At 71.6% G+C, this 23233-nt stretch carries 24 protein-coding genes and 1 riboswitch; of the genes, 14 read left to right on the top strand and 10 right to left on the bottom strand.

What is annotated here, in order from left to right; genetic code table 11:
- Positions 1-11: 11 nt before the first annotated feature.
- A complete protein-coding gene (locus ABZ471_RS09280) occupies positions 12-422 on the bottom strand; it encodes a helix-turn-helix domain-containing protein (protein WP_359064178.1) in 411 nt (136 codons plus the stop codon).
- A gap of 91 nt (positions 423-513) precedes the next feature.
- Between ABZ471_RS09280 and ABZ471_RS09275 the strand changes: the two genes are divergently transcribed.
- From ABZ471_RS09275 to ABZ471_RS09265, 3 genes are all read left to right on the top strand, one after another.
- On the top strand, positions 514-1368 hold the full coding sequence (locus tag ABZ471_RS09275) for an SDR family oxidoreductase (RefSeq protein ID WP_359064176.1): 855 nt from the start codon (positions 514-516) through the stop codon (positions 1366-1368).
- Positions 1369-1529: 161 nt separating this feature from the next.
- Positions 1530-2480: an EamA family transporter RarD gene (gene rarD, locus ABZ471_RS09270; protein WP_359064174.1), complete on the top strand. Its 951-nt coding sequence runs from the start codon at positions 1530-1532 to the stop codon at positions 2478-2480.
- Between the two features lie 58 nt (positions 2481-2538).
- Complete coding sequence (locus ABZ471_RS09265) at positions 2539-3006, top strand: VOC family protein (RefSeq protein WP_359064172.1); 468 nt, start codon at positions 2539-2541, stop codon at positions 3004-3006.
- Between the two features lie 77 nt (positions 3007-3083).
- Here the strand turns inward: ABZ471_RS09265 and ABZ471_RS09260 are convergent, their stop codons facing one another.
- Complete coding sequence (locus ABZ471_RS09260) at positions 3084-4298, bottom strand: hypothetical protein (protein ID WP_359064170.1); 1215 nt, start codon at positions 4296-4298, stop codon at positions 3084-3086.
- A gap of 195 nt (positions 4299-4493) precedes the next feature.
- Here ABZ471_RS09260 and ABZ471_RS09255 point away from each other — a divergent pair, with 195 nt between their 5' ends.
- A complete protein-coding gene (locus ABZ471_RS09255; RefSeq protein ID WP_359064168.1) occupies positions 4494-5093 on the top strand; it encodes an NAD(P)H-dependent oxidoreductase in 600 nt (199 codons plus the stop codon).
- 9 nt (positions 5094-5102) lie between these two features.
- Here the strand turns inward: ABZ471_RS09255 and ABZ471_RS09250 are convergent, their stop codons facing one another.
- The 4 genes from ABZ471_RS09250 to ABZ471_RS09235 form a co-directional block, all read right to left on the bottom strand.
- The gene (locus ABZ471_RS09250; protein WP_359064166.1) at positions 5103-5996 is read right to left on the bottom strand and encodes an ABC transporter permease; all 894 of its coding nucleotides are present in this window, start codon (positions 5994-5996) and stop codon (positions 5103-5105) included.
- Entirely contained in the window at positions 5983-6957 is a 975-nt protein-coding gene (locus ABZ471_RS09245; protein WP_359064164.1) for an ABC transporter ATP-binding protein, read from the bottom strand. Before ABZ471_RS09245 ends, ABZ471_RS09250 begins: the two co-directional genes overlap by 14 nt.
- 41 nt (positions 6958-6998) lie before the next feature.
- Entirely contained in the window at positions 6999-8201 is a 1203-nt protein-coding gene (locus ABZ471_RS09240) for a DUF2092 domain-containing protein (protein WP_359064162.1), read from the bottom strand.
- Positions 8202-8754: 553 nt separating this feature from the next.
- Positions 8755-9765, bottom strand: coding sequence for a polyprenyl synthetase family protein (locus tag ABZ471_RS09235; RefSeq protein ID WP_359064160.1), 1011 nt, complete (start codon positions 9763-9765; stop codon positions 8755-8757).
- A 499-nt stretch (positions 9766-10264) separates the two neighbouring features.
- Positions 10265-10480: riboswitch (cyclic di-AMP (ydaO/yuaA leader) on the top strand.
- A 4-nt stretch (positions 10481-10484) separates the two neighbouring features.
- On the opposite strand from ABZ471_RS09235, the gene ABZ471_RS09230 reads away from it, so the two are divergent.
- Entirely contained in the window at positions 10485-10973 is a 489-nt protein-coding gene (locus tag ABZ471_RS09230) for a transglycosylase SLT domain-containing protein (RefSeq protein ID WP_359064158.1), read from the top strand.
- 34 nt (positions 10974-11007) lie between these two features.
- Here ABZ471_RS09230 and ABZ471_RS09225 read toward each other — a convergent pair whose 3' ends face one another.
- The 4 genes from ABZ471_RS09225 to ABZ471_RS09210 form a co-directional block, all read right to left on the bottom strand.
- Positions 11008-11820 (bottom strand): HAD family hydrolase, encoded by an 813-nt coding sequence (locus ABZ471_RS09225; protein ID WP_359064156.1) that lies wholly within the window; start codon positions 11818-11820, stop codon positions 11008-11010.
- A 64-nt stretch (positions 11821-11884) separates the two neighbouring features.
- Positions 11885-12025, bottom strand: coding sequence for a hypothetical protein (locus tag ABZ471_RS09220; RefSeq protein ID WP_359064154.1), 141 nt, complete (start codon positions 12023-12025; stop codon positions 11885-11887).
- Between the two features lie 129 nt (positions 12026-12154).
- Positions 12155-13357: an FAD-dependent oxidoreductase gene (locus ABZ471_RS09215; RefSeq protein WP_359064152.1), complete on the bottom strand. Its 1203-nt coding sequence runs from the start codon at positions 13355-13357 to the stop codon at positions 12155-12157.
- A gap of 44 nt (positions 13358-13401) precedes the next feature.
- Complete coding sequence (locus tag ABZ471_RS09210) at positions 13402-14652, bottom strand: ATP-grasp domain-containing protein (protein WP_359064150.1); 1251 nt, start codon at positions 14650-14652, stop codon at positions 13402-13404.
- A gap of 282 nt (positions 14653-14934) precedes the next feature.
- Between ABZ471_RS09210 and fahA the strand changes: the two genes are divergently transcribed.
- The 9 genes from fahA (at position 14935) to ABZ471_RS09165 (ending at position 23200) form a co-directional block, all read left to right on the top strand.
- Positions 14935-16152 carry a fumarylacetoacetase gene (gene fahA, locus ABZ471_RS09205; RefSeq protein ID WP_359064148.1) on the top strand — a complete coding sequence of 406 codons (1218 nt, stop codon included), beginning with the start codon at positions 14935-14937 and terminating at the stop codon, positions 16150-16152.
- Between the two features lie 124 nt (positions 16153-16276).
- Positions 16277-17167, top strand: coding sequence for a hypothetical protein (locus ABZ471_RS09200; protein WP_359064146.1), 891 nt, complete (start codon positions 16277-16279; stop codon positions 17165-17167).
- Entirely contained in the window at positions 17164-17541 is a 378-nt protein-coding gene (locus ABZ471_RS09195) for a GntR family transcriptional regulator (protein WP_359064143.1), read from the top strand. Before ABZ471_RS09200 ends, ABZ471_RS09195 begins: the two co-directional genes overlap by 4 nt.
- A 382-nt stretch (positions 17542-17923) precedes the next feature.
- On the top strand, positions 17924-18862 hold the full coding sequence (locus ABZ471_RS09190; RefSeq protein WP_359064141.1) for a M56 family metallopeptidase: 939 nt from the start codon (positions 17924-17926) through the stop codon (positions 18860-18862).
- A 184-nt stretch (positions 18863-19046) separates the two neighbouring features.
- Entirely contained in the window at positions 19047-19838 is a 792-nt protein-coding gene (locus ABZ471_RS09185; RefSeq protein WP_359064139.1) for a GntR family transcriptional regulator, read from the top strand.
- Between the two features lie 50 nt (positions 19839-19888).
- A complete protein-coding gene (locus ABZ471_RS09180; protein ID WP_030347217.1) occupies positions 19889-20116 on the top strand; it encodes a ferredoxin family protein in 228 nt (75 codons plus the stop codon).
- A gap of 36 nt (positions 20117-20152) precedes the next feature.
- Positions 20153-21496: an ABC transporter substrate-binding protein gene (locus tag ABZ471_RS09175; protein WP_359064136.1), complete on the top strand. Its 1344-nt coding sequence runs from the start codon at positions 20153-20155 to the stop codon at positions 21494-21496.
- Complete coding sequence (locus ABZ471_RS09170; protein WP_359064134.1) at positions 21493-22419, top strand: ABC transporter permease; 927 nt, start codon at positions 21493-21495, stop codon at positions 22417-22419. The genes ABZ471_RS09175 and ABZ471_RS09170 overlap by 4 nt, the downstream gene beginning before the upstream one ends.
- The gene (locus tag ABZ471_RS09165) at positions 22403-23200 is read left to right on the top strand and encodes an ABC transporter ATP-binding protein (RefSeq protein WP_359064132.1); all 798 of its coding nucleotides are present in this window, start codon (positions 22403-22405) and stop codon (positions 23198-23200) included. Before ABZ471_RS09170 ends, ABZ471_RS09165 begins: the two co-directional genes overlap by 17 nt.
- Positions 23201-23233 lie beyond the last annotated feature (33 nt).

Genomic DNA, 23233 nt, shown 5'->3' with positions numbered 1-23233 from the left:
CCGCCTTCTGGTCACGAGGCCCGGGACTGGATTTCCCGGGCCTCGTCGTATGCCCGGCGGGCCTTCTCCACCTCGCCCATGCGGTTGTGCGTCCACTGGGCCAGGGCCCGCACCTGCTCCGCCGCCTCGCGGCCGAGGCCGGTGAGCGAGTAGTCGACGCGCGGCGGGATGACCGGCTTGGCGTCCCGGTGGACCAGGCCGTCGCGCTCCAGGGTCTGGAGGGTCTGGGTGAGCATCTTCTCGCTGATGCGGCCCACCTTGTCGATCGCCCGCCGCAGCTCGCTGAACCGCAGGGAGCCCTCCATCAGCTCGATGAGGACGAGTACGCCCCAGCGGCTGGTCACGTGCTCCAGGACGAGCCGGTAGGGACACAGGGCCTCGGCGTCGGCTCCACCGCGCGCCCGCGCGTTACTTACTGCCATGCCAGTACCTTACTTCAAAGTGGGTACTTTCGCTTGGTTAGTGCACCTCCTAGGGTGAGTGCCACAGCCACCCCACAAGGAGTTCTGAACCATGAGCATCGTCGTCACCGGAGCCACCGGACACCTCGGCCGCCACGTCGTGGAGCAGCTGCTGGAGAAGGTTCCGGCGGAGCAGATCACCGCCGTCGTGCGCAACGAGGCGAAGGCCGCCGACTTCGCGGCCCGCGGAGTGAAGCTCGCGGTCGCCGACTACAACACGCCCGAGACCTTCGACGGGCTGTTCGCGGCCGGCGACAAGGTCCTGCTGATCTCCGGCAACGAGTTCGACAAGGGCCGGGTGCAGCAGCACCAGGTCGTCATCGACGCCGCCAAGGCTGCGGGCGTGGCGCTGCTCGCGTACACCAGCGCGCCGGGCAGCCTCACGGCCGCGCTCGCCGACGACCACCGGGCCACCGAGGAGGTGCTGCTGGCCTCCGGTCTCCCCTACAGCCTGCTGCGCAACGGCTGGTACCACGAGAACTACACCGAGAACCTGGCCCCGGTGCTGGAGCACGACGCGGTCGTCGCGGCCGCCGGTGAGGGCCGGGTCTCCTCGGCCTCCCGCGCCGACTACGCCGCCGCCGCGGTCACTGTGCTGACCGGCGAGGGTCACGAGAACACGACGTACGAGCTGGGCGGCGACGTGGCGTGGAGCTTCGCCGAGTACGCGGCCGAGCTGAGCCGGCAGACCGGCAGGGAGATCGCCTACAACGCCGTCACCGGCGAGGTCCTCAAGGGCATCCTGGCCGGCGCCGGACTGCCCGAGCACTTCGCGGAGATCTTCGTCGGCGTGGACGCGTCGATCGAGAAGGGCGAGCTGGTCGTCTCCACCGGCGACCTGTCCCGCCTGGCCGGCCGTCCGACCACCCCGCTCGCCGAAGCGGTCGCCGGCGCACTCAAGGGCTGAGACTCCGGGGCACTCGCGGGCCGAGACTCCCCCGCCCCGGGCCTGTGAGCACCACCACCCCCGCCTGTCATGACCGTATGGCGATACGGGCATGACAGGTGGGGGTGCTCGGCGCTACCTTCGTTCTCGCGTGCGTGCGTGAGGCGAGAAGGAGGGACCCCGTGGCCGGGAAGTCGAAGGGTGAGCACAGGACAGGCCTGCTGAACGGCTTCGCCGCCTACGGCATGTGGGGACTGGTCCCCCTGTTCTGGCCGCTGCTCAAGCCCGCCGAGGCCACGGAGATCCTGGCCCACCGCATGGTGTGGTCCCTCGCCTTCGTCGCCGCCGCCCTGCTGGTCGTACGGCGCTGGGCCTGGGCCGGGGAACTGCTGCGGCAGCCACGGCGGCTGGCGCTCATCGCGTTGGCCGCGGCCGTCATCACCGTGAACTGGGGCATCTACATCTGGGCCGTGAACTCCGGCCACGTGGTCGAAGCCTCCCTCGGGTACTTCATCAACCCGCTGGTGACCATCGCGATGGGCGTACTGCTCCTGAAGGAACGGCTGCGGCCCGTGCAGTGGGCGGCGGTCGGGGTCGGCCTCACCGCCGTGGTCGTCCTGGCCGTGGGCTCCGGCCGTCTGCCGTGGATCTCCCTCACGCTCGCCTTCTCGTTCGCCACCTACGGTCTGATCAAGAAGAAGGTCGCGCTCGGCGGCATCGAGTCGCTGGCCGCCGAGACCGCGATCCAGTTCCTGCCCGCGCTCGGCTATCTGCTGTGGCTGACCGCGCACGGCGACTCCACCTTCACGACCGGCAGCGCCGGGCACTCCGTCCTGCTCGCCTCGACCGGTCTCATCACCGCGCTGCCGCTGGTCTGCTTCGGCGCGGCGGCGATCCGCGTGCCCCTGTCCACGCTGGGGCTGCTGCAGTACATGGCCCCGGTGTTCCAGTTCCTGCTCGGCATCCTCTACTTCCACGAGGCGATGCCTGCGGAGCGCTGGGCCGGTTTCTCGCTGGTCTGGCTGGCGTTGGTCCTGCTCAGCTGGGACGCACTGCGCGCCGCGCGGAGGCCGAAGGCGGTCATCGTGCCGCCCCGCGTCGAAGCGCCCAGCTCCGCTCCGGTGGACGCCTGACGGGGGTCGTGCCGCGGCCCGTTCGCACTGTCAGTGGCAGGCGCTATAAGTGGTGCCCATGTCGACGCAGACACCCGCACCGCTGCACTGGAAGCTCGTCATCGACTCCGCCGACCCGCATGCGCAGGCCGACTTCTGGGCCGCCGCGCTGCACTACGAGGCCGAGGACAATAGCGCGCTCGTCGAACGGCTGCTGTCCCTCGGCGCACTGCCCGGCGAGGCGACCGTCGAGTACCACGGCCGCCCCGCCTTCCGTGACCTGATCGCCGTGCGGCACCCCGAGGACCCCTACGACCCGGACACCGGCACCGGGCTGGGCCGGCGGCTCCTGTTCCAGCGCGTCCCCGAGGCGAAGACCGTCAAGAACCGGCTTCACCTCGATCTGCACCCCGGCGCCGAGCGGCGCGCGGACGAGGTGGCCCGGCTGAAGGCCCTGGGCGCGCGGGTCCTGCACGGGGTGCAGGAGCCCGGCGGCGAGTGGGTGGTGATGGCCGACCCGGAGGGCAACGAGTTCTGCGTTCAGTAGCCGAGGAGGGCGGTGCTGTGGGGGCGGTGCTGTGGGGGCGGCCTGTGGGGCGGCGCGGGCGGTGGCGCGGGCGCCGGTTACGCCTGCGCCGCCCTGGCCGCGCGGTCGGTCAGGCGGACCATGCGGGCGCGGGCCGACTCCAGCGGCTGCGGGTCGTCGGCCGCGGGTCCCGGCTCCGCAGTGAGATCCGCCCACAGGCCGATCAGGTCGCGGCCCATCCGCAGGCCCTCCTCCGGGTCACGCACCGCCCGCCAGGCGGTGGCCGCGCTCTGGACGTTGCCGTAGGCCGCCTCCGCGTCCCGGGCCTGCCGGCGCAGCCGGGCGAGGTCCAGGGAGAGGTGGAAGGAGCGGATCGGGTCGCCGGCCAGGTAGGCGATGTAGGCGGTCAGTTCGCGCAGGTGCAGCACCTCACGGTGACCGGGGCCCAGCACTCCGGAGGCCTCTACGACCGTGCGGTCGGCGAGTTCCGCCGCGGCCTCGATACGCCCGTCCCGAACGGCCTCGTTGATCCGCGCCATCGGCTCGGTGAGCAACGCGGCCCCCTCCGCGGTCTCGGTCACGGGCTCGTCCCCGAGCACCTCCTCGGCCACGGCATCGAAGCCACGGGCGGGGGTGGGCGTGGAGGACGTGGCCGGCGCGGGCTCGGGGTCGGGCCGGAGGGCGGCGTCCGGGATGGGGGCGGGGACTGGGGCTGCGGGAGCGGTGACGGTGACGGGGGCTGCGGACGCGGGGGCGGGCTCCGGGGCGGGTTCGGACGCGGCGACGGATACGGGGCCGGCGGCGGGTCCGGATACGGTGACGGCGGCGGGGCGCGAGGTCATGGCGTCCGGTACGGCGACGGCGGCGGGGCGCGAGGTCATGGCGTCCGGTACGGCAATCCGGGCCGGGGGCGCGTCCATGACGGGCGGTGGCCCGAACTGCCCCGTGGGTGCCTGCACCAGGCCCGGGACGGCCGGCGCGGTGGTCCGGGACGGCTCCGCGCCCGACGCGGCCCGCGAAGCGACCCGCACCGGGTCCCCGGCCACCCTGCTGGAGCCGTCCGCCGAGACCTCGAGGGGGACCACACAGCCGGCACGGTCGTCATGGATCGTGGCGCGTATCGGGGCGCCCAGGCTGATGGCCAGGCGCTGCAGGTGGTTCAGTACGGCCTGCTGGATCTCCTCGCCCGGCGCCGCGACGACCGCCGTCCCGCCCACCGACGCGCTGTCCTTGCCGGACACCCGGACGTGCACCACCGCAGGGTGTGTCACGGGCTGCTGCGCCCGCTTCTTCTCGAAGCTGAGTCGAGACATCGGTTCCCTCACTCCCCCGGCCGTCGGGCTCCGGTCGTACGCGTCCTGCCAACCAGTCTGTCGGCTCAGCCCGGCTCCCGCGTCACCGCGACGTCACAGCCTCGCACCAGCCGCACCCTTGAAGAAGACTGCTTGCATGTGCATAAAATGCACACGCTGATATTCGCGGAACGACAACGCTCACCTGGGGGACCCATGAGCCGCCGCTTCCTTTTCGTCCTGGGCAGTGCCCGCCTCGACGGCAACACCGAACTGCTGGCCCGCGAGGCCGCCGAGCAGCTGCCCGGTGACGTCGAGCAGCAGTGGATCCGCCTCGCCGAGCACCCGCTGCCCGACTTCGTGGACCTGCGGCACGACAGCGACCACGTACGGCCGCCCTCGGACACCGAGACCGGCCTGCTGCTGGACGCGACGCTCGCGGCCACGGACATCGTCATCGCCTCGCCGCTGTACTGGTACTCGGTGTCCGGCCTCACCAAGCGCTACCTGGACTACTGGGCGGGCTGGCTGCGCACCCCCGGCCTCGACTTCAAGGCCACCCTGGCCGGGCGCACGCTGTGGGGTGTCGCGGCGCACGCGGACCGGGAGTCGTCGGTCGCCGACCCCTTCGCCGGCACCCTCAACAACTCGGCCGCCTACATGGGGATGCGGTTCGGCGGCGTGCTGCTGGGCAACGGCAGCGCCCCCGGGGACGTACGGAAGGACACCGACGCGCTCGCGCACGCCAAGACGTTCTTCGCGCAGGAGGCGCCGCTCGCGCGCTTCCCTTTCCAGGTCGAGGTCGAGGCCGGCTGACGGTGTCGGCTACGCGCTGATGTCCTTCGTCGTGAACCGCGCCCACGCCGCCGAGCCGAACACGGCCGCGTACAGCGCCTGGAGACCGAGGTTCTTCACCAGGTCGTCCCAGTAGACGGGGTCACGCATCAGGTCGGCGAAGGACAGCCAGTAGTGGGAGAAGAAGTACGGCTGCAGCGCGTGCAGTTGGGGTATCTGGTCGAGGATCTGGACGGTGATGAGCAGGCCCACCGTCGTCGCCATCGCCGCGATGCCGCTGTTGGTCAGCGTCGACACGAACAGACCGAGGGCCGCTGTACCGACCAGTGAGGCGGCGACGGCCAGGGCGATCAGCAGCGCCCGGCCGAGACCCTCGGCGAAGCTGATCCGGGTGCCGGAGATGGTGGTGAGGTCGCCGAGCGGGAACAGCAGCGCGCCGACGATCAGCGCGGAGACGGCCACGACCAGGGTGGCCAGCACGCAGAAGGCCATGACCGTCGTGTACTTGGTGAGCAGCAGGCGGGTGCGGCCGGCCGGGGCGACCAGCAGATAGCGCAGGGTGCCGCCGCCCGCCTCTCCCGCTATCGCGTCGCCCGCGACGACGCCGACCGCCATCGGCAGGAAGAACGGCAGGGTCGCAGCCAGTGCCGTGAACACCAGGAACAGGCCGTTGTTGGTGATCTGCGAGATGAACGCCGGCCCCTCGCCGCCGCTCGGGCCCGCCGTCGAGCCGCCCTGTGTCTCGATCTTCACGGCGATCCCGACCAGCACCGGAACCGCCGCCAGCACGCCGAGCAGCGCGAGCGTGCGCCAACGACGGACCGTGATGCCCAGCTCGCTGCGCAGCAGCCCGAAGGTCCACAGGGGGTTCGGACGGCCGGGGCCGGGTGCGGCCGGTGCCTGGAGTGCCTCAGCCCGCGACATCGAATCCCTCTCCCGTCAGTGCCACGAACGCGTCCTCCAGGGAGGCCCGTTCGAGCGCGAAGCCCCGGACCCGGACGCCGGCCGCGACCAGGGCCGCGTTCACTTCGGCGAGGTCCTGCACGGGCGGCTCGCCGGTCACCCGCTCGCCGTCCGCCGTGACGTCTCCGACGCCCTGCTCCTTCAGCACCCGGGCCGCCTCGCCCGGGTCCGGTGTGGTCACCACCAGCCGGCCGCGCGCCCCGGCCGCCAGGTCGGCGACCGCGCCCTGCGTGACCAGGCGGCCCTGTGTCATCACCGCCGCGTGCGTGCACACCTGCTCGATCTCGTCGAGGAGGTGGGAGGAGAGGAAGACGGTCGTGCCGTCGGAGGCCAGCTCCCGGATCAGGGCGCGGATTTCACGCATGCCCTGCGGGTCGAGGCCGTTGGTCGGCTCGTCCAGGACGAGCAGTCTGCGCGGCTGGAGCAGGGCCGCGGCCAGGCCCAGACGCTGCTTCATGCCGAGCGAGTACGCCCGTGCCTTCTTGCCCGCGGCGGCCGCGAGGCCCACCCGGTCCAGAGCGGCCGCGACACGGGCGCGCCGGGTGCGTGGGTCGGCGGTCGGGTCGGCGGCGTCGTAGCGCAGCAGGTTGTCCCGGCCGGAGAAGAAGCCGTAGAGGGCGGGGCCCTCGATCAGCGCGCCGACCTGCGGGAGGACGGTGCGGGTGGCCCGGGGCATGGGGCGGCCCAGGACCCGGGCCGTGCCCGAGGTCGGCTCGATCAGGCCCATCAGCATGCGGATGGTGGTGGTCTTGCCGGAGCCGTTCGGACCGAGGAAGCCGAAGACGCTGCCCGCCGGGACGGTCAGGTCGAGACCGTCCACGGCGAGCTGTCCGCCGCGGTAGCGCTTGGTCAGGCCGCGCGTGGCGATGACGTGCGCCGGCGCGTCCCCCGAGTCCCACTCCGTGGCGGACGGTTCGTCCATCGGCTCCCTCGATTCGTCGTGTCCCCGTTCCCCGGAAGGGATTACTTCCCTTCGTTCGCCGCCTTCACCAGCGTGTCCTTGGTGACCGCTCCGGCGTACACCTTGCCGTCGTCGGTGATCAGGGCGTTGACCAGGCGGGTGGAGAAGACCGTGCCCTTGCCGAACTTCCCGGAGACCTGATCGCCGAGCGAACCCAGGAAGCCGCCGAAGGCGCCGTCGGCGCCGTCCTGGGAGCCGGACGGCAGGCCGCCCTTGGCGCCGGTGTCGAAGGTGGCGATCGACGTCCAGCCCTCGCCGAGCACGGTGGCCCCGTCCAGGCCCTCGGCGAAGCCCTGACCGGACGTCGGGGCGTGCTCCGACGCCTTGGACCCCTCCTTCTCCTCGGTGACCTTCGCGCCCTTCGGCGGGGTGAAGTCGAAGGTGGAGGCGGCCGGCTTGGCGAAGGAGACCTGGGTGAAGCCCGCGTCGAGGACGGCCGCGCCGCCGCTCCTCGGGGTCAGCGTGAACTTGAGGGGCATGCCCGTCTTCGCGTCCACGGCGATGCTGATCGCGCCGACCGTGGTGCCGGACTGCTTGGGCTTGATCAGCAGCTTGTAGGCGTCGCGGCCGGCGACCTGCGCGGTGCCGTCGACGGTCACGGACGTGGTGTCGTCGACCGACTTCAGGGCCTCGTCGGCGAAGTCCTTGGGCGTGGCCGGCGGCTCGGCCCGGTGCTCCTTGCCGGAGTCGGCGGCCGTGCCGTGGTAGACCTCGTTGCTCTTGCTGTCGTAGCCCCAGATGTCCTTGCCGTCGTGGATGAGGCTGTACTCGGCGCCGCTCTCCAGCAGCGACAGCTTCTGCCGGTCCGGCCCGTCGGTCGCCACGCGCAGGGTGTGCGTGCCGGAGACCAGCTCGGTGAGCTTGGACGTCGGGTCCGCGGAGGAGCCGCCGCCCTGGGCCGCCCCGGACGCCAGGCTGCTCTCCAGGCCGCCGAGGTCCGGCAGGCCGAGGTCGGTGCTGACCTTCACCGTGCCGGACAGCTGCTGCACATCCGACTTGGCGATCTTCTCGATGAGCTGCTGTGCGGTGATCTTCGGCAGGTCGGGGTCACCGGAGTCGGCGAGCGCCGGGACCAGCCCGATCGTGGCCGCCGCCACTCCCACCACCGCGACCGGGACCACGTACCGGGCGGCCTTGCGTCGTCCTGAGTGCAGGTCCTCGCCCTGAGCGGCGCTCGCCGCGTCGTCGGATTCGTACGGTGCCATCTGTGCCTTACCTCCGTCGTCGGCGGCGGCTGTCCCCACACTGGTCCACCTGAGCCGCCATTCTCACCCGAATCGGTGATGAGTGGTGATTTCCGTGTTCTCCATCTGACCAAATCGGCCGTGAGGAAGCGTCAGACCACGGAGCCAACTCCGTGTACGCCTGCGGTATGACACGTCGGGGCGGTGCCTCCCCCGACCCGTAGGGGTCGGGCGGGGAGAGGCCGCCGCAGTCCGCGCCGACCCGGGTCAGCGCTGCACGAAGACGTAGTACGCCTGATCCGCGTGATCCGCCTGATCAGCCCGATAGGGCACCCCGACGAGCCTGCCCGGGGTGCAGGAGCCGGACGGGGCGACTCCGGCGACGGCGTTCAGCCACAGGATCTCCGGAGGTGCCGGCGAGCAGCCCGTGGTGCTTGCCCGTCGGGTGGCCTTGAGGTCCGGCTCGGGGATGCCGGGATCGCCGCGGCGGCGGCCACCCCGACTGCGGCGACGGCCAGGCTTGCGGCGCGCCGGGAACGTCCGGAGCGCCGACGAAGCCGGGAGGCGCAGGCGGTCAGCCCGCCCGGTGCACCACCGCGTCGCACAGTTCGAGGAGCGACGCCTTGGCGTCGCACTCCGGCAGCGGGGCCAGCGCGGCCCGCGCCTCCTCCGCGTACCGGACGGTGTCCCGGCGGGCCTGCTCCAGCGCGGGGTGGGCGCGCAGCGCGGACAGCGCCTCGGCATGCCGCGCGTCGTCGCTGAGGTCGGAGTCCAGCAGCTCGCACAGCGCGAGGTCCTCCGGCAGGCCGAGACGGGCGGCCCGCTCACGCAGCCGGAGCACGGGCAGCGTCGGGATGCCCTCACGCAGGTCGGTCCCCGGGGTCTTGCCGGACTCGTGCGAGTCGGAGGCGATGTCCAGGACGTCGTCCGCGAGCTGGAAGGCGACCCCGAGCCGCTCGCCGTACTGGGTGAGCACGTCGACGACCGTCTCGTCGGCGCCGGACATCATCGCGCCGAACCGGCAGGACACGGCCACCAGGGAGCCCGTCTTGCCGCTGAGCACGTCCAGGTAGTGCTCGACCGGATCGCGGCCGTCCGAGGGACCTGCGGTCTCCAGGATCTGCCCGGTGACCAGCCGCTCGAACGCGAGGGCCTGCACCCGGACCGCCTCGGGGCCGAGGTCGGCGAGGATCTGGGAGGCGCGGGCGAAGAGGAAGTCGCCGGTGAGGACCGCGACCGAGTTGCCCCAGCGGGTGTTGGCACTGTCCACACCGCGCCGCACGGACGCCTCGTCCATGACGTCGTCGTGGTACAGCGTGGCCAGGTGGGTCAGCTCCACGACGACGGCCGACGGCACGACCCCCGGCGTGTACGGGTCGCCGAACTGCGCCGCGAGCATCACGAGCAGCGGCCGGAACCGCTTCCCGCCGGCCCGTACGAGGTGCTGCGCGGCCTCCGTGATGAACGGGACCTCGCTCTTGGTGGCTTCGAGCAAGCCTTCCTCGACAGCCGTCAATCCGGCCTGGACATCGGCTTCCAGAGCCTGGTCCCGCACGCTCAGCCCGAACGGCCCGACGACGGTCACGAGGGGTCTCCTGTCTGCTGGTGTCTGCTGGCGATTACGCGGTTTGTCGATAGGTCGTTGCCACCACTCAAGTCAGCGTATCCGGTCCTGTTTCGATCACCGATAGCGCCCACCGGTCCAGCCCGGGCGGTATCGGATCAGGGTCGGTATGTTTTTGATCATCTGATAAGAGTGGACTTTCACTGACTTACCAGGAATCCGCCCGTTTTGTCGTGAAATGAGTGGCGAGTGGAGTACTCCTTATTACGACACGCGCAGCAAATCCCTCTAATCCTGCATGTCTGATTTGATACACTTCGTCATTTCGTGAGTTGGGTCACGCGCGCCCCTGCACCCAACTGATCGCGCCACCACCGGTCTCCCTTGCCGTATCGGCCAGTTGAGTGTTGGCAGCAGCAAAGGATCAAGTACCCCATACGGCGCAGATCAAGGTCAACGGGCTCTTTATGTGAATCAGATACTTGTTCCGGACATGTGCTCTCGCATAGCTTCCGGGCCAGTCAGGCGAACGCCGAATCCTGCCGCGCCTGACTCAACCCATCGACGAACTCATTCGTACGGCAGGAGCGGGGGACCCAGGTAAGCCGCTGTACCGGACGGCACTCGCCGCACCGGAACGGCTCGGGGTGAAGTCGTGCCTCCTCCCCCAGGGGCACGGCCGGGCACCTCCCCGCCCGAACCCGACAGCTCACCTCGCAGGCGACGGAGAGGACTTCCCCATGTCTGCTGCCGCTCAGTCCCGCCGTGCCCGCCCCAACCGCTTCGTCCGCAAGCTCACTGTCGTCGGTACCGGTGCCGCCGTGCTCGCCCTTCCTCTCATCGGCGCGACCAGCGCCTCCGCGGCCACCCCCACGGCCACCACGCCGTCCACTACGCTCGCCGGGTACCCGAACAACCTCGACGGCTGGATCCGCGAGTCGCTCGCGATCATGGCCGAGAAGAAGATCCCGGGGTCGTACAACGGCATCTACCGCAACATCATCCGCGAGTCGTCGGGCAACCCGAAGGCCATCAACCTCTGGGACTCCAACGCCGCCAAGGGCATCCCGTCCAAGGGCCTGCTCCAGGTCATCGACCCGACGTTCAACGCGTACCACGTGGCCGGAACGTCCTTCGACATCTACGACCCGGTCGCGAACATCACGGCCGCCTGCAACTACGCGGCCGCGCGCTACGGGTCGATGGACAACGTCTTCGGCGCCTACTGACAGGCAGCGGCGGCAGGCCCTACTGATATCCCGGTCAGTCGGTCGGGAACAGTCTTTCGAGGACGACGGCAATGCCGTCGTCCTCGTTCGACAGGGTGATCTCATCGGCGACGGCCTTGAGCTCGGCGTGGGCGTCGGCCATCGCGACACCGCGTCCGGCCCAGTCGAACATGGGGATGTCGTTGGGCATGTCACCGAAGGCGAGGGCCCGTTCCGCCGTGATCCCCAGGCGCTCGGCGGCCAGCGCCAGCCCCGTCGCCTTGGTGACGCCGCACGGCTGGAGTTCCACGGTCCCCGGACCGGACATCGTGACCGTCGCCAGCGAGCCCACCGCCGAACGCGCGGTCGCCGCCAACTCGTCGTCGGACAGCGTGTGGTGGCGCAGCAGGACCTTGCTGATGGGCGCGCACCACAGGTCGTCGCGCCGGCCGACCCGTACGGCGGGCAGGGTCGGGTGGGGCATCAGATACCCCGGTTCGATCAGCGTGAGCCCGTCCACGCCGTCCTGGTCCACGGCCGCGTAGACCTGCCCCACCTCGGCCTCGATCTTGCCGAGCGCCGTCTCGGCCAGGTCCCGGTCCAGTCGTACCGACCACAGCAGACGGTCGGCGCCGGCGTCGTAGACCTGTGCGCCCTGTCCGCACACCGCGAGCCCCGTGCAGCCGAGGCCGTCCAGGAGGGGCCGCACCCGGGGGACCGGCCGGCCCGTCACCACCAGGTGCCGGGCGCCGGCCCGCGCCACCCGCTCGAGCGCGGCGAGCGACCGGTCGGAGACGGTGTCGTCGCCACGCAGCAGCGTCCCGTCCAGGTCGGTGGCGATCAGTGCATATGCGGGGGGTGCGGCCATGATCAGAGAATACGGACAGCGCGCACCGCCGACTCACCCTGATCTTCCCGGACTTGTGTGCTGCTCAGCCCCAAGTGGTGCCTGTGGACTCCCCGATGGTGTGGATGACGCGGTTGACCATGCCGGTGGCGGAGAGCGTGAGGGTCAGCGCGGAGAGCTGCTTCTCGGCGAAGTGGTCGGCGAAGGATCTACGCCGGGTTGCCATCCGTGCCCGCATGGTGCGCCTCATGAGCGTCAGCGGTGCTCGCCGGGTTGCTTTCACTGCACCGACGGAGCGGGACGGAAAGCGTGGGGCGGGGTGTGGCCCCGCCCGTCGCTCAGACCCGCCCGGCACTCACCCGTGCGCGGCCGCCAGGTGCCCTGCCAGCCGCGGCGAGGCGAACTCCGTACCGCAGACGAAGCGCATCACCGGGCCGTACGAGGACGCCGCCGGAAGGCCGGTGAAGTACAGGCCCGGCACCGAGGAGACGTACCCGGCGCCGAGCCGGGGCGCACCCCGGCTCACCGCGAGCCGGGTGCGCAGCTCGTGCCCGAGGAAGTCCATGGCCGCGATGTTCACTCGGTAGCCGGTGGCGGCGATGACGTGGTCCGCGGCAAGCCGCTCGGTGCGGCCACCGTGGCCGTGGACGACGAGGACCGGGCTGCCGTCCGGTGCCTCGGCGCCCACCACCCGCTCGACCTCCTGGACCCGGACCTTGCCCTCGAAGCGGTCGCGCAACCACCAGGCGCCGAGCGGGCCGAGGACCCGGCGGACCAGGTAGTGGCGGGTGCGGGCGGGCAGGAAGCGGTACGGATGGGGGTAGTAGCTGAGCGCCCACAGGGACCAGGCGCGCCCGAAGGGCGACTCGGGGCGCAGCCTCGGCTGGTTCCAGGGCGGGGCGCCGAAGGCGACCCGGCCGCGGCCGCGCGAGACCACGCGCACCTGGGCGCCGGCCTCGGCCGCGAGGGCCGCCGTCTCCAGCGCGGACTGGCCGGCGCCGACGACGATCAGCTCCTTGCCGGCGAAACGGGTGAGGTCGTGGTGCTGGGAGCTGTGGGAGACCGGGCCCGTGGGCGCCGGTCCGTCGGCCGCCGCTGCCGCCAGCTCCGCCGGGAGGTGGGCCAGCCCGGACAGGCCGGTGGCGACCACGACCGCGCGGGCCGTGAACAACTCCCCGGAGTCCAGCTTGAGTTCGAACCCGCCGCTCTTGTCGCGGTCGACGGCGACGACCCTGACCCGCTCCAGGTCCGGCAGCAGCTTGCGCTGGAACCACTCGCCGTAGGCGATGAAGGTATCCGCCGGGATGATGTCCTCGTCCGTCACCAGCCGGCGGATGCCGGCCGCGTCGCAGTAGTCGGCGAGGGTGTGGCCGGGCTGTGGGCAGTCGAGGTTGGAGGCGACAGGGGTCGACTTCAGAAGCATCCCCTCGGGCATGTGGTCGCGCCAGCTGACCATGGGGTCACCGAAGACGCGGACGGGGATGCCGCGCGCCCGCAGATGGGCGGCGGTGGACAGGCCGAACGGCCCGGCCCCGATGACTGCAACCGGTCGAATCACGAAGTCCCTCCCCAGGACGCGATGCGCCACCTTCGTGGCCTTGCCTACTTCGTGGTGGGAGTGGTGCTGCTGCCGCGGCGGTTGGTCCGCCACAGCTGATAGAGGTGCTTCGCGCCCGGGCGCACGAAGCGGGCGAGCATCGTGAGGAACGGCAGCGGGTCGTCACCCGCGAGCCAGGCCAGCTCCGTCCCGCTCGCCTTCGCCGGCGCGTGCGGCGTCGTATAGCCGCTGCGGCGGTAGGCGAGGAGGGCGGGCAGGTCGATGTTCTCCACGATGTAGCGGTGGCCGGCGCGCTGTTCCCCCTCCGGAACGGGGCGGCCGGTCAGATTCAGGTGCATCGCGCGTACGACGTCCACGCCCGACTCGTTCTCGAAGAGGCGGAACTGGGCGCCCATGCGCGGGTTGAAGTCGAGGAGTTTGTACTGTCCGTCGCGCCGGTCGAAGCGCAGGTCGAGGTCGATGATGCCGCTGAAGCCGATCTGCTTGATGAAACGCGCAGCGAGGTCCGCGAGTTCCGGGTTGTCGACGACGTACGCGTTCGCCGTCATGCCCGCATGCGGCGGCCAGGAGCGGACCTTGACGCCGGTGAAGAGGGCGAGCGGGCTGGAGTCCGCGTCGAAACAGGCGTGCACGATCCAGTCCTCGGCCTCCTCCCTCGGCAGGTACTCCTGGAGGATCACACCGGGTTGCTCGCCCCAGTCGCGGGCAAGGGTGAGCAGGCCCTCCCGGGTAGCGATCCTCGTGGTGCCGTTGACGGCGGGCCGCCGGCGCCGGACGAACGCCTCCCGGTTCTTGGCCACCACCGGGAAGCGGGCCTCGTCCGCGAAGGCGACGATCTCGTCGTACGAGTCCGGGAACGCCGCCGACGGGCTTGCGACGCCGTGCTCCACGCACAGCTCGTGCAGGCCCTGCTTGCTGGCCAGCCGGCGCGGCAGCGCGGGATCGACGCGCGGGAAGAGAAAAGAGCCGGCCAGGTCGTCCTGGTGCTCGGCGATCAGGACGGCGGCTTCTTCGTCCGTCGGAATCAGGACGGTCGGACGGCCGATCCGGCGGCCGATACGGAGCAGCCCCTCCACCAGGTGGCCCGGTTCCTCCGCACCCGTCGTCGGCCAGACGAACGCCCGTTTGAGGTAACGGGAAGAGGCCGCGGGTGTGTAGGGATCCTCGGTGATTGCATACATGGGGACGCCCAGGCGGCCCAGACTGCGGATCGCGCCCACACCGCCGTGGTGCAGCGGATAGTCGCCGAACTTGACGATCAGCCCCGGCACGTCACGGTCCGCCTCGAAAGGCACACCAAAGGTGTTTCCGGCCACGGGTCCCCCCACGTGTCCCCCTTACGGACCGGACCCACCCCGTCCGTGTCCCCCAAAGGACGCTAAGCCGGAATTGCCGCCTCCCACAAGGCTTATTAGGACATTGCGAACTCTTTATACATCACTCGGGCAACCTTTCGAGTACTCCTCGGGGCGCCCCGAGGGGCACTGCCCAAGACGCGCAACTCACCCGTAACGTGTGGCGCGACCACATGGAACGCACCGCCATGCATGGCCCGGATGAGAGCGAGGCAGTACCCCATGCCCCCCTTCGACGTCCCCGAGGGCGACCCCTTCGGTCCGCACAACCTTCCCTATGGCGTGTTCTCGCCCTCCGGCAGCACGGAACGGAGGGTCGGCGTCCGGCTCGGCGACCACGTTCTCGACGCGGGCGCCGCGGCCGCCACCCTCGGCTCGCCGTACGTCTCCCTGCTCGCGCAGCCCACCCTCAACCCCCTGCTGGCCGCCGGGCGCACGGCCTGGTCGGACGTGCGGCGCGCACTGACGGCCTGGATGACCGTGCCCTCGCACCGCTCGGCGATCGAACCGCTGTTCCACCCGCTGCCGTCGGTGACCCTGCACCTGCCCTTCGAGGTCGCGGACTACGTCGACTTCTACGCCTCCGAGAACCACGCCCGGAACGTCGGCCAGATCTTCCGCCCGGACGCCGAGGACTCGCTGACCCCCAACTGGAAGCACCTGCCGATCGGTTACCACGGCCGCTCCGGCACCGTGATCGTGTCGGGCACGGACGTCGTACGGCCGTCCGGGCAGCGCAAGGGCCCCGGCGACCCGGCTCCGGTCTTCGGCCCCTCGATCCGGCTGGACATCGAGGCCGAGGTCGGCTTCGTGGTGGGTGTGCCCTCCGAGCAGGGCAGTCCGGTCGCGCTCGGCGACTTCCGGGAGCACGTGTTCGGACTGTGCCTGCTGAACGACTGGTCGGCGCGGGACATCCAGGCCTGGGAGTACGTCCCGCTCGGCCCGTTCCTCGGCAAGTCCTTCGCCACCTCGGTGTCGGCGTGGATCACCCCGCTGGAGGCGCTGGAGCACGCGCGCGTGGCGCCTCCGGAGCGGACGCACCCACTGCTGCCCTACCTGGACGACGCGGCGCCGGAGATCGAGCCCGGCGGCTACGACCTGCGGATCTCCATCGCCGTCAACGGCCACGTGGTGTCCGAGCCGCCGTTCTCCACCATGTACTGGACCGCCGCCCAGCAGCTCGCCCACATGACGGTGAACGGCGCTTCGTTGCGCACCGGCGACCTGTACGGCTCGGGCACGGTGAGCGGCCCGGCGGAGAACCAGCGCGGCTGCCTGCTGGAGCTGACCTGGAACGGCCGCGACGCGCTCGACCTCCCGGACGGCAAGCGGGCGTTCCTGGAGGACGGGGACGTCGTGACGCTGTCGGCGTGGGCGCCGGGGGCGGACGGGGGCCGGGTCGGCCTCGGCGAGGTCAGCGGGCGTGTGGTGTCGGGGTGACCCGGGAGCTGCAGCAGGCGGTTGTAGCAAGCATTTGACACAAGCCTGCCGGTGACGTCACCTTGTACTCACCGCTTGATACAAGCGGTGAGTACAAGGTGTTCGCTTTTCTCGGGGGTTTGTCATGGCTGATGCCGACCTTGGAACGACCGCTCCGACGTCCCGCGCACCCGTCGACCGCTACGCCCGCTGGACCGGCCTCCTCGTCGGGGCGCTCGCCGCACGCTGGCTGGCGCCGCTCGACCACGGCGACGGAGTCCTGTACGCCATCCCGGCCTTCGGGCTGTGCGCGGTGGCCGGCGTCCTGGCGGGCGACGCGCTGACCCCACCCGCGCGGGGCAGCGTCCGCACGGCCGGGCTCGCGCCGCGCCGCGTCCGCGCCTACGTTCCATTGCGCTTGACCTGGCTGCTCGTCGCACTGGCGGGCGCGCTGGTGGTGCTGCTGGTGGTGGCGGGCATGATCGCCTCACCGGACGACCTCGGGCACGCGGGACGGGCCCTCACCGTGAAGTGCGCGGGTGTGACCCAGTCGGCCGGCCCCTGGCCCGGCGTCCACTACGGCCTTCCGATGCTGGCCTCCTTCGCCGTCGCCACCGCCGCCTGCGGCTGGTCCCTGCGGCGTATCGCCACCCGGCCCGGCGACGAACAGTCCCGCCGCGACCGGTCCCTCGCCGTCGTCGCCGCCTGGGGGCTGGTGGTGTCCACCTCCCTGCTCGGCGCGGCCTCGACGGCGTCCGGCGCGCTGATGAACCTGAGCTGCGACGGGACGGCCGGGACCGTGGCCAACGCGGTCCTGTGGCCCCTGGCCTTGGTCGCGCTGGTGACGGTGCCCTGGACACTGGTCACGGTGTGCTCGCCGCGTGCGTCGTGGGCACGGCGCACGCCCGGCTCCGGTGGCCGCCGGTGGCGGGTCCGCCAGCCGGGCGCGGGGGGCGGCCGGTGGGGGGCTCGCCAGCCGGGTGCGCGTGGCCAACAGTCGGGGGCGCGCCGGACGGGCTCGGGTGGCCGCCGGTGAGCGGCGGGGTCGTGCGGGTCGACACCACCAGCCCTGTCCCGCCGTACGAACAGATCCGCGCCCAGCTCGCCGCTCTGATCACCACCGGCCGCCTGGCGGAGAACGATCGGCTGCCCACGGTGCGGCAGCTGGCGGCCGACCTGGGCCTGGCGGCGGGGACGGTGGCCCGCGCCTACCGCGAGCTGGAGGCTGCGTCCCTGATCCGGACCCGGCGCGGCGCGGGCACCCGGGTGGCCCCGCTGCCGGCACCGGCCGCCCGCCCCGATCCGGCCGAACTCGCCGCGCTGGCCAGGGTGTTCGTGGCGCAGGCGCGGACGCTCGGGGCGACGGAGGACGAGGTCGTCTCGGCGGTGCGGGCGGCGTTGCGGGGGTAGGGGTGGACGGGCGGGGTTCCGGGAGTACGTGCATGCGGCGTTGCGGGAGTAGGAGAGAGCGCTGAGCCGGCGTGCGTGACGCCGGAGGGAGTGCAGGGTGCGAACTGGGGTTGCGCGCGGCGCGAACTCCGGGAGACGCGAGGAGACGCGAACTCGGGGAGGCGCCGAGAAGTCGGGACGAAGCGAGGGGGCAGCCGGAAAGACAGGGTGGATCGAGGGAGCCACCGGGTCTGACGCGATCGGCGCCGGACACCTGACTCGTGCCCCCTGTCCCCGTCATACTGACGGGGACACGCACCCGCACCATGCGGTGTGCCCTCAGTGCATCACCCGCACCACCCGACACCCGCACACCTCTCCGACCAGGAACCGGGGCCCCGGCATGACCGTCTGCCTGCTCCTGCTGAGCGTCGTCGCCCTGACGGCGGCCGTACCGGCGCCCCGCGCGCTGACCCGGGCCGCCTGGCCCGAGCGGGATCCCGTGGTCGCCCTGTGGGTGTGGCAGTGCCTGGTCGCCACGGTCCTGCTGTGCTGTCTGACCGCGCTGGTCCTGGGTGCGGCGGCGGTCTTCCACACCATCCGCGACCACGTGTTCGCCCCCGCGCCGCCCGCCGTCACCGCCGCGTACGACCTCTCCACCGCCCCGGTCTGGGCCGCCGCCCTCACCGTGCTGCTGGCCAGCGGGGCGGCCTGGACGACGGCGATGCTGGCCAGGGAACTCGCCGAGGCCCGCCGGCGCCGTGGCCATGCCCGGGCGCACCTGCGCGAACGCGCGCCCGACCTGCCCGCGGGGCTGCCGGCGGCGCGCGGGCCGATGCTGGTGCTGGAGGACGAGTACCCGGACGCCTGGTGGATGCCGGGGCACCCGCCCCAGCTGGTCGTGACCACCGGGGCGCTGCACCGCCTCACCGACCATCAGCTGGACGCCGTCCTCACTCACGAGCGCGGCCACGCCCGCGCCCACCACGACTGGCTGCTCCATCTGTCCACCGCGCTCGCCACGGGCTTCCCGCGCATCCCGCTCTTCGCCCACTTCTGCGACCAGACGCACCGACTGGTCGAACTGGCCGCCGACGACACGGCCTCCCGCCGCTGCGGCCACCTCACCACCGCCCTGGCCCTGATCGAGCTGAACCAGCACCGCGGGGTCCTGTCCTGCGCCTCCAGCCGCCGCCTCCTCGGCGAACGCGTGGACCGCCTCCTGGAGCCCCCGCCGCGGCTGCTCCGCCGACATCGGGCACTGACGACGACGGTGGCCGCACTGGTGCCGCTGCTCCCGCTGCTCATCACGTTCGCTCCGGGGCTGACGGCCTTGTCCTAAGACCGACGGCCGATTCCCGACGCTTTTCTGAGCCTCTGAACGTCAACACGGAACAGCCGGCCGAGTGGCAGATCTTCCCGACCCACTGACAAAGTCCCAGCTCAGAGCCCTGCCCTACGCCCCCTCACCTGGCGCAACACTCCAGAAACACCCCATTCCCTACCTCGTCGGTATGGTTCCAGCCATGCCACCTGCCGACCGCCCCCGCGACCACGCCGGTCAGGGCGCCGCGACCACCGTCGCCGCCCACCGTGCGCGTCGCCGGCTGCGGGCGGACCGGGCCCGGCAGCTCGCCGACCTGCTGCGCCACCAGCTCCTCACCGGCGCCTTCGGGGACGGCACCCTGCCTCACGAGTCCACCCTCGCCACCGACTACCGCGCCTCCCGCAACACCGTCCGCCAAGCCCTGGACCTGCTCCGCGCGGAGGGCCTGGTGGAGCGGCAGCCAGGAGTCGGCACCGTCGTCGTCGCCCAGAAGTACCCGCACGGACTCGACCGCCTGATGGGCCTCGCGGAAACCCTCCGCGAACACGGCCGCGTCACCAACGAGGTCCGCACGATGGGCCCCGCCCCCGCACCAGCCCCGGTGGCCGAACGCCTCCGCGTCCCGGCCGGCGCCGACGTCCTCTACATCGAGCGTCTGCGCCGCCTGAACGGCCTTCCCCTCTCCCTCGACCTCACCTACATCCCGCTCGACATCGGCACCGCCCTGCTCGGCGCCGACCTGGAGAACACGGATGTCTTCCGCTTGCTGGAAGCCATCACCGACCAGCGCCTCGGCCACGCCGAGATCACCCTGGAGGCGGTGAACGCGGACGCCCACTCCGCCGCCGTGCTCCAAGCCCCGCGCGGCGCCGCCGTGCTGATGCTGGAACGTCTCACCCACCTCGCCGACGGCCGCCCCGTCGACCTGGAATTCATCCGCTTCCGCGGCGACCGCATCACCATGAGCGGCCTCCTGCACCGCGCTGTATAGCCGCCTCTTTTCCTGCCACTGACCCCCTGACCCGTTTCCTGGAGACAGCCATGCCTTTGGCGCCCCAGCGGGCCGACGTGCCCGTGACCATCGACGAGTCGAAGTGCATCGACGGCTGCACGCTCTGCGTGGACATGTGCCCGCTGGACTCCCTCGCCATCGACGAGAGCAGCGGCAAGGCGTACATGCACGTCGACGAGTGCTGGTACTGCGGCCCGTGCGCGGCCCGCTGCCCTACCGGAGCCGTCACGGTCAACATGCCCTACCTGCTCCGCTGACCCTTCCGACCTGCTCCGGCGAGAGGCCGAACCACCATGAAACGCACGGCAGTCGCCCTGTCCACCGCTGCGCTCCTCCTTCCCCTGTCCGCCTGCGGCGGCAGCGCCGAGGCGGGCAGCGGCTCCACGGTCACCGTGACCGTCGGCTACCAGTCCAAGACCATCAACACGGTCACCGCGGGGACCCTGCTCCGCTCACTGGGTTACTTCGAGAAGCAGCTGAACTCCCTGCACGACGGCCACACCTACAAGGTCGACTGGCAGGACTACGCCACCGGCGCCCCGATCACCGCGCAGATGACCGCCGGGAAGATCGACATCGGCTCGATGGGCGACTTCCCGCTCCTGTTGAACGCAGCTCGTGGCAAGCAGCTCGGCCGCCCCACCCACTTGGTGTCGGTCACCGGCTACAACCTGCGCGGCGGCCTCAACACCGTGGTCACCGCCCCGGACTCCAAGCTGTCCTCCTTGAAGGACCTTAAGGGCAAGAAGGTGTCCACGAGCGTCGGCTCCGCCGCCGACGGCACCCTCGTACGGGCTCTGCAGCGCGCCGGCATCGACCCGAACACAGGCGTCTCGAAGCTCAACCAGCAGCCCGCCGTGGGTGCTTCGTCCCTCTCCGCCGGCAGCGTGGACGCGCTGTCGCAGTTCGTCGCCTGGCCGGGCCTACTCGCCTACCAGGGCAAGGCGAAGGCCCTGTACGACGGCGCCCAGCTGAACCTCCCCACCTTCCACGGGGTCACCGCCCTCGAGGACTTCGCACAGCAGCACACGGCCGTCGTGGAGGCCTTCCTCAAGGCACAGGCGCAGGCGACGGACTACCTCAACGACCATCCGGTGACCGCCGCGGAGAAGGTCGCCGAGGCCACCGGCCTGCCCGCCGAGGTCGTCTACCTCTACAACGGTGCGCACGGCATCGCGACCTTCGACCCGGCCGTCAAACCCCAGCTCGTCTCCGCGCTGAAGCAGGACGTCTCCGTCCTCAAGGCCGCCAAGCTCACCGGCGACATCGACGTGGACTCCTTCGTCGACGACCAGTACGTGGAGAAGGCTCTCGGCGCCGGCTACGCCGAGCGGCTCGCCGCCGCGCCCGCACCGGCCGCGAGCGAGGTGTGGGCCAAGGGCGGCGAGAAGACCGTCTCCTTCAAGTCCCCGAAGGAGCTGCTGGCCTACGTGGCCGGGCACCAGGGGGACATCCGCGCCGCCTACGTCCCCGACGCCACCACCGGCACCCTCTGGTTCGCCGACAAGGCAGTCTGGGTGGCCGACGGCGACCAACTGCTGCCCTTCGTGGCCCTGTCGACCGCACAGGCGTACATCGCCGGTCATGACGGCGCCCGTACGGTCTCGTACACCGACGCGCTCGGACGGTCCTCATGACCCGGCGGCCGCTCGCCCGGTATGCGCTACGGGCCGCGTCCCTGGCTGCCGCCCTCGGGCTCTGGCAGCTGCTGACCAGCCTCGACATCGACCTGTGGCTGCGTTTCTCGCAGTTCCCCACGGTCACTGACGTGGCCCGGGCCTTCGCCGACCGGCTCTCCGGGGCCGACTACTGGACCGACCTCACCGACAGCCTCACCCGGATCCTCACCGGTTTCGCCCTGGCGGCCGTCCTCGGTGTGGCGACCGGCGTGCTCGTGGCACGCTCGCGCCTCGCCGAGGACCTTCTCGGCCCGATCCTGGAAGTCATCCGCCCGGTCCCGGCCATCGCCCTCGTCCCCGTCGCGATCCTCCTCTTCCCCTCGAACGAACAGGGCATCGTCTTCATCACCTGCACCGCCGCCTTCTTCCCGGTGCTGGTCTCCACCCGGCACGCGGTCCGGGCGCTCACCCCCGTCTGGGAGGAGGCGGTGCGCACCCTGGGCGGCGGCCGGCTGCGGGTCCTCGGCTCGGTCGTACTGCCGGGTGCGCTGCCCGGCATCTTCGGCGGCCTGTCGGTCGGCATCGGCGTCTCGTGGATCTGCGTGATCTCCGCCGAGATGATCTCCGGACAGTACGGCGTCGGTTACCGCACCTGGCAGGACTACACGGTCTTGAACTACCCGGGCGTCTTCGTCGGCATGGTCACGATCGGTGTCCTCGGCTGGGTCACCTCCACGGCCGTGGAACTCCTCGGCCGACGTCTGACCCGCTGGCTGCCCCGCACCTCGCACCTCCCCGGCGGCCGGCCCCGCACCCCGGCACCCCGTGTCGCCGCCCCAGTCGCCGTGCACGCCGGCGACGACACCGAGCAGCAGTCCGAGGCCCAGCACCAGGGCCACGACGACACCGAGCAGGAGGCGCGCGATGAGCACCTCGTCTGACACGGTCGGGACCGTCGCCGTTGCGGCCACGCCGGCGCAGGAGGGCGTGCACGGCACCCGGCTCACCCTGCGGGCTGCCGTCCTCGGCCGGCCGGACGCCCCGGTCCTGCACGATGTCGGCCTGGACGTGGCGCCCGGCGAGATCCTCACCGTCGTCGGCGCCTCCGGCTGCGGCAAGTCCACGCTGTTGCGCACGCTCGCCGGGCTGCTGTCCCCGCTGGCCGGGGTGGTGGAGCAGGACGGCAGCCCGCTGACCGGACCCTCCGCCGACCGCGCGCTGGTCTTCCAGGAGGACGCGCTGCTGCCTTGGCGCACCCTGCGCGGAAACGTCGAACTCCCACTCGCCATCAGTGGTGTATCGCGTGCGGAACGCCGTGCCCGGGCCGAGTCCTGGCTCGGCCGCGTCGGCCTCAGCGCACAGGCGGGGCAGTTGCCGCACCGCGTGTCCGGTGGGCAGCGCCAACGCGCCCAGTTGGCCCGCGCCTTGGCCGACAGCCCGCGCGCGGTCCTCATGGACGAGCCCTTCGGCGCCCTCGATGCCCAGACCCGCTCCGGCATGCAGGACCTGCTGGTCGAGGTGTTGCGCGGCACGGGTGCCACCGTCGTCTTCGTCACGCACGACGTGGACGAGGCGCTCTTCCTCGGCGACCGTGTCGCCCTCCTCGGCGCCGGCCGCGTGGCCTCCGTACGCGACGTACCGCGCCCGCGCGACCGCGACGCTCTCGACGACCCGGCCCGCGCGGCCCTGCGCCGCGCCGTCCTCTCCTCGCTCGGCACCTGAAAGGCACCCCGGTGACCACCCCCGCGAACGCCC

Origin of the sequence: Streptomyces sp. NPDC005728, from assembly GCF_040630895.1 — a bacterium.
GTDB lineage: Bacteria > Actinomycetota > Actinomycetes > Streptomycetales > Streptomycetaceae > Streptomyces.
The sequence above is the reverse complement of the archived record's forward strand: the minus strand, read 5'-3'. Positions and strand labels throughout refer to the sequence as shown.

What these genes read in the sequence shown, in the direction of transcription:
- ABZ471_RS09280 (WP_359064178.1), bottom strand. Translation starts at nt 422, where the DNA reads ATGGCAGTAAGTAACGCGCGGGCGCGCGGTGGAGCCGACGCCGAGGCC.
- ABZ471_RS09275 (WP_359064176.1), top strand. Translation starts at nt 514, where the DNA reads ATGAGCATCGTCGTCACCGGAGCCACCGGACACCTCGGCCGCCACGTC.
- ABZ471_RS09265 (WP_359064172.1), top strand. Translation starts at nt 2,539, where the DNA reads ATGTCGACGCAGACACCCGCACCGCTGCACTGGAAGCTCGTCATCGAC.
- ABZ471_RS09260 (WP_359064170.1), bottom strand. Translation starts at nt 4,298, where the DNA reads ATGTCTCGACTCAGCTTCGAGAAGAAGCGGGCGCAGCAGCCCGTGACA.
- ABZ471_RS09255 (WP_359064168.1), top strand. Translation starts at nt 4,494, where the DNA reads ATGAGCCGCCGCTTCCTTTTCGTCCTGGGCAGTGCCCGCCTCGACGGC.
- ABZ471_RS09250 (WP_359064166.1), bottom strand. Translation starts at nt 5,996, where the DNA reads ATGTCGCGGGCTGAGGCACTCCAGGCACCGGCCGCACCCGGCCCCGGC.
- ABZ471_RS09245 (WP_359064164.1), bottom strand. Translation starts at nt 6,957, where the DNA reads ATGGACGAACCGTCCGCCACGGAGTGGGACTCGGGGGACGCGCCGGCG.
- ABZ471_RS09240 (WP_359064162.1), bottom strand. Translation starts at nt 8,201, where the DNA reads ATGGCACCGTACGAATCCGACGACGCGGCGAGCGCCGCTCAGGGCGAG.
- ABZ471_RS09230 (WP_359064158.1), top strand. Translation starts at nt 10,485, where the DNA reads ATGTCTGCTGCCGCTCAGTCCCGCCGTGCCCGCCCCAACCGCTTCGTC.
- ABZ471_RS09225 (WP_359064156.1), bottom strand. Translation starts at nt 11,820, where the DNA reads ATGGCCGCACCCCCCGCATATGCACTGATCGCCACCGACCTGGACGGG.
- ABZ471_RS09220 (WP_359064154.1), bottom strand. Translation starts at nt 12,025, where the DNA reads ATGGCAACCCGGCGTAGATCCTTCGCCGACCACTTCGCCGAGAAGCAG.
- fahA (WP_359064148.1), top strand. Translation starts at nt 14,935, where the DNA reads ATGCCCCCCTTCGACGTCCCCGAGGGCGACCCCTTCGGTCCGCACAAC.
- ABZ471_RS09200 (WP_359064146.1), top strand. Translation starts at nt 16,277, where the DNA reads ATGGCTGATGCCGACCTTGGAACGACCGCTCCGACGTCCCGCGCACCC.
- ABZ471_RS09190 (WP_359064141.1), top strand. Translation starts at nt 17,924, where the DNA reads ATGACCGTCTGCCTGCTCCTGCTGAGCGTCGTCGCCCTGACGGCGGCC.
- ABZ471_RS09185 (WP_359064139.1), top strand. Translation starts at nt 19,047, where the DNA reads ATGCCACCTGCCGACCGCCCCCGCGACCACGCCGGTCAGGGCGCCGCG.
- ABZ471_RS09180 (WP_030347217.1), top strand. Translation starts at nt 19,889, where the DNA reads ATGCCTTTGGCGCCCCAGCGGGCCGACGTGCCCGTGACCATCGACGAG.
- ABZ471_RS09175 (WP_359064136.1), top strand. Translation starts at nt 20,153, where the DNA reads ATGAAACGCACGGCAGTCGCCCTGTCCACCGCTGCGCTCCTCCTTCCC.
- ABZ471_RS09170 (WP_359064134.1), top strand. Translation starts at nt 21,493, where the DNA reads ATGACCCGGCGGCCGCTCGCCCGGTATGCGCTACGGGCCGCGTCCCTG.
- ABZ471_RS09165 (WP_359064132.1), top strand. Translation starts at nt 22,403, where the DNA reads ATGAGCACCTCGTCTGACACGGTCGGGACCGTCGCCGTTGCGGCCACG.